Here is an 11,767-nt window from a genome sequence, read left to right on the forward strand (position 1 = left end):
ATCAACGCGTTTTTTTGTCGTAACGATTAGCTAACCATGCGTAGGTGATACCAGCTAGGGCACCAGCAATATGGGATTCAGTAGAAATATACAGGTTAATGGGGAGCAAGCCGCTAGCCATCGTACCAAAATAAAATAACACGAATAATGCAATGGCAATATCAACCCATTTTCGCCGTAAAAAGCCTTGGGCAATGAGTAAGCCCCATAGACCAAAAACCCAGCCACTAGCACCGATATGGATAGCATTACGGCCTAGTAACCAAACAGCTAAACCACCAACACTGATAATAAACAATGACGCCAGTAGATAAGCTTTAACTGTGCGATGAAGTAGCAAGGCACTTAAAATGATAAATGGCGGTAAATTGCTGAATAGATGCTCCCAACTACCGTGGATAAAGGGGGCAAAAAAAATGCCTAGTAACCCGGTCATGGTTCGAGGGACAACCCCAAAGGGGGTTAACCCACCCGCTGTTAGACTATTAATTAACTGAACAATAATAAAAATTGCTACCAGAAAAATTAATAGCCTAATACGCGGGTAACCTTGCAAAAAGTTCATCAGGGGTTACCAAGGGCTTGGACGCTTTCTACTAATGAAGCTAGCTGGCCCACGACCCGATCACCAATATCGGCATTATCGCCACCAAGTGCTTTATTACGCATGAAGTCTTTCTTAATTTGCTGCCAGCGTTTAGCATCTTTCTGAGAAAGAGTGCCACGTATTTCAGCCAGTTTAAGTAAGTTTTCTTCTGCACCAGTGGTTAAAAGTTGAGCTTCCCCAAGGTAGTGGTCATCAAGTAACCTTTCTAGCTCATCGTCATTCATAACTGAAGAAACCTTTTCACTCAATTTATTCATGTTTCGATAGCTACCTTGTAGGCGGAAAGCCGGCTCTGTACGGTATTTATCTGATTGGGCTGCACTTGCGATATACTGTTGGTTCACCTTCAATACAATATCTCGTAACTTAATCATTTTTTTGATTACTGAAGTAATTTCATTTATTTCAGCATCAGAATATGGGTAGCTGAGTGAGTTAGTTGAGATTGATTTCCCCATAGCTTTGTCGACAAATAAGTAGAGGTCATTAAGGTCCCGTAACGCTAGAGGGGCTAATACAGGGTTAGATGTGAGGCTATTTTCGATATAACTCAATGCAAAAGCATCATCCATCCCACCTAATACTTCCCCGAGGTTATAGATATCAGCACGGTTTGCTAGCATATCTGGAATACGGAACACTTCTCCTGACTCGGTATAAGGGTTACCGGCCATGACGACACAGAATTTTTTGCCTCGCATATCATAAGTTTTAGTTTTTCCTTTCCAAACCCCTTCAATGCGCCTTGTTCCATCACATAAGGAAATAAATTTCTGTAAAAACTCAGGGTGTGTATGTTGTATATCATCGACATATAGCATCACATTATTCCCCATTTCGAGGGCTAAATTCAGCTTTTCAAGTTCTTGCCTTGCCGTGGCATTAGGTGCTTGTTCGGGGTCAAGGGAAAGCACATCATGCCCAAGAGCAGGGCCATTAACTTTCATAAAAATTAACCCTAAGCGATCTGCCGCGTATTCCATTAAGGTAGTTTTACCATAACCTGGTGGGGATATCATTAATAGTAGCCCCATTAGGTCGGTGCGTTTCCCTTCCCCAAGAGCCCCTATTTGTTTCGCCATATTGTCACCAATAATTGGTAAATAAACATCATTTATCAATTTATTACGAACAAATGAACTCAGTGGTTTGGCTTTGAACTCATGAAGTTTTAAGCGACTACGTTCTGTGGCAATAATGCGTTGTCGTAATGCTTGATACTGGCGAAATTCAGGAATAAAACGTTTCCTTTGCCCACGCATACGACCAAAGTAATTATCTAAACTTAAGGATAAAGTCTGGTTTTCAATCGTTGGATGCTCACCTAGCAAACCGCTAACTTTAAAGTAAAGGTCAGCTTCACTATAACGGGCAGAGGCGACTTTATCTAATATGATAATCGCGATTGCACCTGGTATATAAGGTTCTAGATGAGAAAATTCAGGTACAGAACATAGCCCTTGTAGCCAGTTTTGAATTAATGACCAGCGTTGAGCATAGCGAGTACCTAAGTTTTGTTGTGAACGATTGAAATCGAGCCACATATGCGCATCTTCCAATCGGCTTTGTAATGCGAGCACTAATTCCCTAGCATATTTACTATAAACCAATTCTATGGGTGTTCTCGCTAAGGCAAAACTTAGATATTCAGCAGCCTGAGTCTGTACATACCCTTGGCATTGAATTGGGTTATCTTGTAAAAATAAGCTGATACCAGCTTCAATTTCGGCTTGTAGGTCAAGTAGGGCATTATCATTATGGAATAATTGGTGAATATTCATTGCCGTTCTTGCGCGTTCCGGCCATTGAGCAGGGTAATCTTCGTTTTGTACTTGTTCCCAATAGATTGCAGCAATGGCACGGGCTGTTGGGTTATAACGTAGAAGGTCTGCATTTTCACCGATTGGCAGTAATTTTTTCAGTAGTGCAACGGCATCATGGTCATGAATACCTTTTTCATAGCCTTCTTTGTAACGTGGGCTAGCAAAATCACGGACAATTTTCTCAAGTTTTTCTGGGGAAGTTAACGCACTTTTTAGAAGACTAAAATCCAGCCCGTCTTGGCGCTTGGTTGCCGCATAAATAATAGAATAAGCAAGGTATTCTGAACGATAAACGGTATCAGACTCAGATTCTAGTGATGCACTCCAATAAGGTCGTAACTGTGATAACTCTGCATTCTCAATAGGTTCTTGGAAATCAGTCCCTGTTAGATAAACCCACAGTTGATCATTCTTAGGTAAAATCGTTAGGTCTAGTTCTTGGGTATTCACACTAAAACGGTGACGACCCAATTTAATGATATTGCCGCCATCTTCAAAAATATCTGTTTTATCCCTTAGGACGCGGATAGCTTGGTCGCGAGAGGCTTTTAAACGAGCATCGATATCATCTGCCTTAACGTTATCGTTAATTTCCCTTAGTTTTTCAATAATTTCGCGAGTTTTTAATGCGAGGGGATCAGATGCGAAGAAAGCGTTAAGTTCATCTTGAGATTGTAAACGGACGGTTCTACGTTGCAAGCTATCGAGTAGGCGATCTGCTGCGGTTAATAAGTTTTGAGCACGACGTTGGCGGTCGTCAATTAGAACTTGTTTATGGGACTCAAAGGTTTCGAGTAATTCTTCACGTTTAGCAAGAATATCATCGAGAAATTCATCATGGCTACTAAACTGGCTTTCCAGTTCTTCTAATTGAACCAGTAATCTTGATAGCTGATCATCACAACTTTCAGGGTCAGAGGCAAGGGAAAGTGCATTGGTGATCCCTTGGCTAAACAAGCGAAATTGAGCCCCAAATTGCGCGACAGTTTCCACGCTACTTTGAGATTTTCGTTTTTGTTGTAAGCGAGCACGAGACTGGTTTAATTGTGCATATATTTGTGAGATAGCATCAATAATACTTGTTTGTTGAGTGACATCGTTAAAAGACAATGATGCCATTAAATTGGATAACATATCTAAATCAGCAGACATTTTTTCCATGTCATTCATGGGGACGTCTAACTGAGCACTGTTTTGTGATTTTTCTATTTGTTCTTCAAAAATAGCAAGCTGTGATTTAAAAGGTAGTAATGCTTTATCGCTTGCAAGGAACGCTGCGGTTGCTTGTGAAACAGATTGCTGAGCTTCAATTATTTCATTTTCCATTTCGCTGAGTTGTTCTAAATCCATATAGCGAAATTCACGTAATGAAATTAAATGCCCTCGATGTGCATTGAGAGAATTTAAGCCATCAACAAACTGTTGAATATCAGTCCAACCATCAGGCAGTGTCAAAGAAAGTAGTGATTTTTGACGACTGACAGCCTCATTCATTGATTTGGCGGATTGTTGCCTAATACTCTCAACTTTTTCATACTCATCAAGAACTAATTCACTAGTCTGAGTAATCTCTTTCAGTAATTTACCAATACTTAGGCACTGTTCATCGCTGAGCCAATAATAGAGATCTAATAAATTTTTGGGTTGTTGGCTAAGTTGTTCATAGCGCGCAATAGAAACTTGGTTACCTTCTATCTCTTTTGCAACATGCAAAATTTCTGAAATACCCCTTACTAAATCAGCATTACCTATACGCCCAAAAAAACCACTCCGGGTTGGTTGCTGATCTGCAAACTCTTCTGAGTAAAAAGGTGTTTGCCAAACCTGCATAGGATGCACTCGGGTGGCTTCCTCCCCTTCACCTTCAAACAGTACCATTTTGCCATCTTCAAACATGGCGTAACCATGCCCAATAAGCGGAACGGATAATGTACGTTCGATTAAATTATAGTTAAATAGGGCAAGGCGACCTTGGTTTGGGGAATAGAAAACATATAAGACATCTTCACCATTTGGAGAACGACGTAAACGACGAAAACGCATTCCCTCCATGGGCTGATCAAAGGTTTTGTAATCGCCATTTTGTAAATAGTAGCCACCAGGGAAAATAATGCCGTGATCTTCAGGTAGCTGAACACAAGCTTGCCCAATGGCATCGATGCGTTGTACTGATTGGGATAATGTGTTGTAAACCAGATAACGCCAGCTTTCTTCTCGGTAAGGCAGAACCTTTAATATAATTAAGCTGCCTGTTTGAGCGTATTCAATTTGTGCGTCATCAAGAGACTGGTTTTTATCCAGAACAGCTTCCCGATAAATCCCTAAACCATCTTCAGTATTATTTTCACACTTAATTGTTAAGTCGCCACCGATAGTTTCAATAAATACAGTATCAAGAATATTTAGATGAGGGTAACGACCATTAACCGTGTTTTCGCGTGTGGTTTTATGCCATTCAAAGTCATACGCGGGAGGAAGAGCTATGTCCCGCTCACCTCGATTATCTATATATTCGATACGGCGCTTATCACTTGATATAGACCAACGGAAAACACGGACATCAGTGATGCGGTCACCAATTTGGAAACTGGCGAGAAGTTTCCCATCCCTTTCAACAAGCTGAAGGAGTTGGGTGTTTTTATAGTAAGTGTACAGTTCAGTAAAATCTTGAACAAAGCGATTATCGCTTAAAAAGGTTTCTTCGTAAGGGACGGCTTCAACATCAAATTCATCCTCACCTTCGACGAGTCGATATAATGAAAAAACATCTTCAAGGTGAGTTTCTTTTTTAAGCCCGAGGAAAACGTTATAACCAAATAAAAGCCATTCACCAACACGAACAATGTCCCTTGCTTGGCAATTATTTTCAGTACGAATACGAATGCGGCCAATAATATCCATTTGGCTTTGGCCAAATTCTTCTAGCCGTTTTTCATTCAGTAACGAAGCTTTTTGATGAAGTTGCTGACCTTGCTCGGTTAGGCGCTTACGCAATATTTCATACGCCCCCCCTTCTGCGACAGCGCTATCGAGTATTTCTTGTTCGCGATCCGTATCCTGAATATCTGACATGGTGCAGCAAATTCCCTTAACTAAGACAATAAAAATGAAAAGCGATTAGGGGTAGAATTACCCCTATATGTGCTGATTACTTAAAGTTGGTCATCTGTCGGTGGAATAGGTTTTGCAGTGACTGTTTTTGCCAGTTGCCCTGCCCCTTTCGCTGCCATAAAGCCATTGATTAGGTCTTGAACTTCAGGGTTTTTTAGTAAAGCGGCAATATCAACTTTCTTATCTTCTTTGCTGCGATTAATTAGTTTTTCAACATTCTCTTTAGCGAAGCTGCTTTTATCCATAAAACCATCAACAGCTTTGCCTAAGCTAAGTGCTTTTGAGAAAGTATTAAAGAAGCTGCCATCACCACCTACAATTTCGATATTGGTTTTGCTCAGTGCAGCAGCCAATACATCGGCTTGTTCACGAGCAATTTCTTTATTCGCATCAATAGAGGCCATGGCTTGTTCAAATTCTTTCTCAAGACGCATACGGAACTCTTCATGAGAACGAGCAGTATCGCTGAGGTGATCCATTGATTTAAATTTATCTGTTAAACCATCAGCTTCGGCTTTCAGGCGTTGGCGGATAACTTCTGCTTGTGCTGAACCTAATTGACCTTCACCGCGAGCTTGTGCTGCCAGTTTTTCTTCAAGGACTTTGGCATCGGCTAAGCCTAATTTTTCTTTAGCGTTAGCTTGTTGTTCTTCACCACGAGCTTGCGCTGCTAATTTTTCTTCAAGAATTTTTGCTTCAGCAAACCCTTGTTGTTGCTCAGCTTTTGCTTTAGCTTCCATAACTTGGGCTTCAGTTAAGCCTTTTTCTTTCAAGCCACGTGCTTCGGCTAGCAGTTTCTCAGCCGTGATATTAGCAAGTACTAAACCTTCTTTTTCTTCGGCTTCCGCAGTTGCTTGGCGAACACGAGCTTCTGCTAAACCTAATGCGGCATGCTCAGCTTCAATACCTTCAGCTAAACGTTTTTTCGATTCAGCTTGTTTTGCTGATGCTTCTAATTCAGCTTGTGCCATCGTACTGATTTCTTCTGCACGGTGTTTAGCGCTAGCTTCATCTGCGGCAGCTTTTTTCACTTGGCGGACTAAAGACTCTTCCGCTTCTGCTTCGGCATTAATGACAGTGACTTTTTTCATACGCTCAGCTTCAGAAACTTCGCGAACTTCTTTAATGCGTTCCTCTTCTTGTGCAACCGTTTTTTCCACTGCTACACGCTCACGGATTACATTAGAGATATTCTTACGTTCTTCTTCCAGCGCTTTTTCTTTTTCAATACGTTGTAATTCAACTTCTCGTTCACGAGCAACGACTTCAAGTTCACGAGCACGGCTAACGCGTTCTTCTTCAATAGCAACAGCGCGAGTGCGGTTCTGTTGAGCCACTTCGACTTCACGCATGCGGTTTTCTTCACGAATTTCAATTTCTTGCTGAGTTTGGATACGTGCTTGTTCTGATTTTAAACGTTCTTCTTCTTGAACACGTAAAGTTTCAGCCTGTTCACGCGCTCGGATATTATCGATTTCACGTTTTTGACGGGCTTCTGCATTAGCTTGTTGACGCTCAAGTGCTAAGCTAGCTTCACGCGTTTCCACATTTTTCTTTTGAATCGCCAGTTCTTGGTCTCGTTCTTTCTGGTTGGTTTCTATATTGTGAATAGCCGTAATTTCAGTAATTTTACGAATACCTTCGGAGTCAAAAATATTATTTGGGTCGAGGGCTGATTTTGGTGTCTGTTCTAGGTAGTCGATAGCGACATCTTCCAGAGCGTAACCGTTGAGGTCTTTACCTATTACATCCACAATGCGGTCACGGAAATCTTGTCTATTTTCAAATAATGTTGCTAAATCTAATTGTTTACCGACAGTTTTTAATGCTTCTGAGAATTTAGCACTAAATAAGGTGCTGACGGCTTGGTGGTCTGATGCGCGGTCAACCCCGATAGCTTTAGCCACTTTCAGTACATCTTCAGTGGTTTCATTTACGCGCAAGTAGAATGCAACCGTGATATCTGCGCGTAGGTTATCATGACAAATAAGGCCATCTTTACCGCGACGGTCAACTTCCAGAGTCAGCAATGAAATACGCATGAACTCTTTTTTGTAGATAACGGGATAAACTAATGCCCCAGTAAAATGTACTTTTGGTTGAGACGACATATCGTTGACAATCAAAGCAGTACCTTGTGGGACTTTGATATAGAAGGCTTTGAATAACCCAAAAAACCCTAAAATAACTAGGATTATCCCTCCGACAATGGTTAAAAAGGGCATTAATGCAGCCAAATCCATATTTTTTCTCCATAGGTTCTGACGATGTCGTCATTTCGATGATTCAAGCAAGTATTATTTTATATAACAACCAATAGCTTTAGTTGCGGAATTCTTTTTCAGTGACAACTTGGTAACTGTGTGAGTCTGCGTCATAGCTAATAATAACAACGCGATCACCCCGTTTTATACCTTCTGTAAATGGCGCTCGTATTTGCAAAATTAGCCCGGCACCACCATCTTCGAGTATGGCTTCACCGTTTTTTTCATTGACGGTACCTGAGCGGACTGTGGCATATTTCCCGATGAGTTGGTGTACTGTTTTGGGTTTATTGAGGCTAATAAGTTTATTCCGTACAGGTTTTAAGCAAAGGGCGGTTAAGTGAAGTGAGATAAATATCGTGATAACAAATACAGCAAAACCAACAAGATAACGCAATAGACTTAAATCAATAAAGCGAATAAAACCATAAACACTAAAGTAGGTGATCACCCAACCAAACAGTGTAAATAATGTCAGAATAATGGTGACAGGGACCCCTGCTAACCCAAGTTTTGTTAACCACCCAGCAAAACCTGTTGCGTCAATACCGCTATCAAATTCAGTATCAACATTGAATAAATCAATATCTAACAGACCAAAAGCAGCGCATAACCAGTAAAACAACACAATAATTAGTAAGCCGCTAAAGATAACTGTTGGAAACATCAAGCTGTTATGGAAAAACAAACTCATAGGATTTTCTCTTTATTCTAAGTATGTATACATAGTATGCAAAAACAGGAACAGCTTGTTTAATTTATCACCATTAAAAAATATAACGTAATAATATATTTTTTAATTAATTACAGTATCAGACTAGTCTATAAGCACTTTTAATTTTTGAGTTTCGTACAATACTGGATTGATATCCAGTGTGATCCTCTGAAGTTATTCCTAAAGTACTTTTTATAATAAGAAGCTACTGACAGAGCATGATTTTATCATTAATAGCTAAGTTGATGATAATCATTCTCAACCAAAGAGGTGGTATTTAAAGGATAAAATGGGGAAAATAGAAATGATTAAAGTGATAAATTTGCGCTTCATTGGCTAAAAGCTTAATGAAGCGCAAAAAAGTACAAAGTTAGTCAATTAAGTTTAGGAATGCTGCCCCTCGAGCCCCACCAGAGTCACCATAACGTGCTTTTTCAATCGCAGGTAATGTTGCGATGCCATAAAGATATTGTGGTAGGACTTCAGGTAGTCGTTGATAGATTTCTTCAAATTGTGAGAGCCCCCCACCAATAACGACTAAATCAGGGTCGAAAACGGTGACGATTTGCCCCATAAACATTGCAAGCAATGATATATAACGGTCGACATGCTGTTTTGCTTGGATATCACCTTGCTTATATTGTTCAATGATTTCGATTGCTGAATGTTTTCTACCAGTAAACGAAGCATAGATACGTTCAAAGCCGGGGCCAGATAAATAAGTTTCAAAGCAAGCGGTTTGCCCACAACCGCAAATGATTTCAGGGACTCTATCACCCAAAAGCTTAGCGCCGCGAACGCTTAAATTCATGTGGCCAATTTCTCCGGCAATCCCATTTTTTCCAGGTAGCACTTTGCCGTTTATGACGAAACCACCACCAACCCCTGTTCCTAGAATTAAGCCTAAGACGGTTGGATAACGTTTGAATTCAGGGTCCCAAGCTTCTGATAAAGCAAAACAATTAGCATCATTTTCCACTTTGACTGGGCGCTGTAAAATATTAGCCAAGTCATGAATTAAAGGTTTATATTGCGCAGTTGGGACGTTTGTTGTGAATACAGTGCCTTCAGCATGGTTGACGATACCTGGCACACCAACTCCTATTTTGCCTAGACAGTTAAATTTTTCATCGGCTTCTTGTGTGAGTGTGAGAAACGCGTTTAACAGTGATTGGTAGTCATTTTTAGGCGTAGGAACACGTTTTTGCCAGACTTGATTTAACTCTTTGTCAAAGACAGCAAGTTCAATTTTTGTTCCGCCCATGTCAAAGCCGTAATACATTTTCACCTTCCCCTAATGGTTTATTTATTAAAAAGCTAATGTATCTCTTTGATAAATAATAAATGATAGTGCGTAATAGGTTAATTATACAAAAGATCACTAGAGGATAAATTATTGTTTTAGATTTTATTTTTCTTTAGGTGTTTTTAGGTTGATTTGCATTGAACAATAACAGATTAAAAGAGGCCAGTGTGTAACGACTCGCCTCTCGGTGAGGGTTAATCAGTTGTTGTAGGAGCTACAGGAGATTTAAAATTTTTTGCAATAAATTCATTGAGTTTAAGTGCCACAATGGCATGAACTTCTTGTGTTGGATGGACATTATCATTAAATAGATAAGGTGGGGCCGTATCTAGTTGTTCTTTTCCACCAATATAACCGTTAGCAAATGGTAGGTTTGTTTCATAGTTAAGGGTTTTGGCTTGCTGATAAATCTCTGTCATCGTTTTATCAATATCAAAAAAGACGATATTAGTACTATGCAGAGCATTTAATTTTTTTATGCTATTTTCCAATGCTTGATTATGCATAAGAGTTAGCATTTTCATTTTATTTTCATATTCCATCGGTTTTTCGTTCTTAAAGGGGGTTTTACTAGGGTCAGGTATCCCCATTATTAAGATATTCTGTGCACCATGCTTTATCATTTTATTGATTGCTTTGAGCTGACTGGAAATGACTTTATAGGTATTTGTTTTATTGAATGTCATGTAATCATTAGAGCCAATAGAGATAATAGCAAGGTCTGACTTATTGAATTTAATACCTTGTATTTGCCTTTTTATATTGGAAATAAATCTAAATTTAGGGTTTTTTTGGTTGTAAGTTGCGCAGACAGCGCCCCCTTCGGCCTTATTGATAACTTCAACAGGTCGATATGTATTATTTGAATTTTTGTCTTTGTAGCTCATCACTGTTGGTGAAGTTAGGAAGTCTACCCATGTGAAGCCGTTAGTAAAGCGTCCTTTATAGTATTGTGGTGCAGAAGGTAGCAGCCCTAGTGTCTTTTTCAGCATTCTTCCTTCTGAATCTGACAGGCTGTCTCCAACCACAATAACTCTTTCAAAATTATTAATTTTATCTTTTGGCTGGCTATACATACTAATAGCTAATGAAAATAGTTCTTTAGACTGTGAAGAGTCAGTCTCATCGGTATTAATACTATTAGTTGATGGGTTAGACACATTAAAAATAGGTACGCCTCCTAACTGAAAACGGGAATTAAATAACATTTTGATTTTACGAGTGAATGAGGAAGAGGTATTTTCAGGTCGACAATTATTTACTTGATCAGTATGACGAGGGAAAGTGCGTATTGTTTCTATAGGCATTGTTTTTTTACCCAAATAATTAATTAAGTACTTATAAAGTTATCAGGTAATTTTTTATTCAAATATCAAATAGTGATAACAGATTTTTGGTTTTTCTAGTATTTATTCTCTTATAAAGTGTTTTAATTCAGTTTGTTATGTTTATTTTGTTGTTTGTGAAATAGTGTTGGTCCATAAAATAGTTGCGTCGTTATTTTAAATAATATATTGTTATATTATAACATAACATTTAGGTGGCTATTATGAAACAGGGGATACATCCACAGTACCGTACAGTGGTTTTCCATGACACAAGTGTTGATGCTTATTTTAAAGTGGGCTCGACGATAAAAACGGCAAAAACGATTGAATTTGAAGGGGAGATTTTCCCTTATGTCACCCTTGATGTGTCTTCTCAATCGCACCCATTCTATACCGGCAAACAAAAAGTGATTTCTCAAGAAGGGAAAACAGCACAATTCCAAAAACGTTTCGGGCGTTTTTTACAAACAGAGGGGAAATAAACGTGAAAGTGTTGAGTTCGTTAAAAACGGCAAAAACGCGTCATCCAGATTGCCAAGTTGTTCGCCGTCGTGGTCGTGTGTATGTGATATGCAAAACAAACCCACGTTTTAAAGCTGTACAAGGCTAACTC

8 protein-coding genes are annotated in these 11,767 nt (G+C 39.4%); 2 read left to right on the plus strand and 6 right to left on the minus strand.

Annotated features, from left to right (window positions below; all coding sequences use genetic code 11):
• Position 1 precedes the first annotated feature (1 nt).
• From ACIPUA_RS01705 to ACIPUA_RS01730, 6 genes are all read right to left on the minus strand, one after another.
• Positions 2-565, minus strand: coding sequence for a rhomboid family intramembrane serine protease (locus ACIPUA_RS01705; RefSeq protein ID WP_166686689.1), 564 nt, complete (start codon positions 563-565; stop codon positions 2-4).
• Positions 565-5,502, minus strand: a complete 4,938-nt coding sequence (locus tag ACIPUA_RS01710) for a DNA repair ATPase (RefSeq protein ID WP_131680792.1) — start codon at positions 5,500-5,502, stop codon at positions 565-567. Before ACIPUA_RS01710 ends, ACIPUA_RS01705 begins: the two co-directional genes overlap by 1 nt.
• Positions 5,503-5,582: 80 nt before the next feature.
• On the minus strand, positions 5,583-7,784 hold the full coding sequence (locus ACIPUA_RS01715; RefSeq protein WP_449059222.1) for a hypothetical protein: 2,202 nt from the start codon (positions 7,782-7,784) through the stop codon (positions 5,583-5,585).
• 79 nt (positions 7,785-7,863) lie between these two features.
• Positions 7,864-8,499: an OB-fold-containig protein gene (locus ACIPUA_RS01720; RefSeq protein ID WP_042846787.1), complete on the minus strand. Its 636-nt coding sequence runs from the start codon at positions 8,497-8,499 to the stop codon at positions 7,864-7,866.
• A 391-nt stretch (positions 8,500-8,890) separates the two neighbouring features.
• Positions 8,891-9,802 (minus strand): N-acetylglucosamine kinase, encoded by a 912-nt coding sequence (gene nagK, locus ACIPUA_RS01725; RefSeq protein ID WP_129467258.1) that lies wholly within the window; start codon positions 9,800-9,802, stop codon positions 8,891-8,893.
• A 218-nt stretch (positions 9,803-10,020) separates the two neighbouring features.
• Positions 10,021-11,133 carry an SGNH/GDSL hydrolase family protein gene (locus tag ACIPUA_RS01730; protein WP_053083838.1) on the minus strand — a complete coding sequence of 371 codons (1,113 nt, stop codon included), beginning with the start codon at positions 11,131-11,133 and terminating at the stop codon, positions 10,021-10,023.
• Positions 11,134-11,375: 242 nt separating this feature from the next.
• On the opposite strand from ACIPUA_RS01730, the gene ACIPUA_RS01735 reads away from it, so the two are divergent.
• Both ACIPUA_RS01735 and ykgO read left to right on the plus strand, forming a co-directional pair.
• The gene (locus ACIPUA_RS01735) at positions 11,376-11,636 is read left to right on the plus strand and encodes a type B 50S ribosomal protein L31 (RefSeq protein WP_071547547.1); all 261 of its coding nucleotides are present in this window, start codon (positions 11,376-11,378) and stop codon (positions 11,634-11,636) included.
• A gap of 2 nt (positions 11,637-11,638) precedes the next feature.
• Positions 11,639-11,764: a type B 50S ribosomal protein L36 gene (gene ykgO, locus ACIPUA_RS01740; protein ID WP_042846784.1), complete on the plus strand. Its 126-nt coding sequence runs from the start codon at positions 11,639-11,641 to the stop codon at positions 11,762-11,764.
• Positions 11,765-11,767 lie beyond the last annotated feature (3 nt).

This window comes from Providencia sp. AGC89 (assembly GCF_053543535.1).

What these genes read in the sequence shown, in the direction of transcription:
- ACIPUA_RS01705 (WP_166686689.1), bottom strand. Translation starts at nt 565, where the DNA reads ATGAACTTTTTGCAAGGTTACCCGCGTATTAGGCTATTAATTTTTCTG.
- ACIPUA_RS01720 (WP_042846787.1), bottom strand. Translation starts at nt 8,499, where the DNA reads ATGAGTTTGTTTTTCCATAACAGCTTGATGTTTCCAACAGTTATCTTT.
- ACIPUA_RS01710 (WP_131680792.1), bottom strand. Translation starts at nt 5,502, where the DNA reads ATGTCAGATATTCAGGATACGGATCGCGAACAAGAAATACTCGATAGC.
- ACIPUA_RS01715 (WP_449059222.1), bottom strand. Translation starts at nt 7,784, where the DNA reads ATGGATTTGGCTGCATTAATGCCCTTTTTAACCATTGTCGGAGGGATA.
- ACIPUA_RS01735 (WP_071547547.1), top strand. Translation starts at nt 11,376, where the DNA reads ATGAAACAGGGGATACATCCACAGTACCGTACAGTGGTTTTCCATGAC.
- ACIPUA_RS01730 (WP_053083838.1), bottom strand. Translation starts at nt 11,133, where the DNA reads ATGCCTATAGAAACAATACGCACTTTCCCTCGTCATACTGATCAAGTA.
- nagK (WP_129467258.1), bottom strand. Translation starts at nt 9,802, where the DNA reads ATGTATTACGGCTTTGACATGGGCGGAACAAAAATTGAACTTGCTGTC.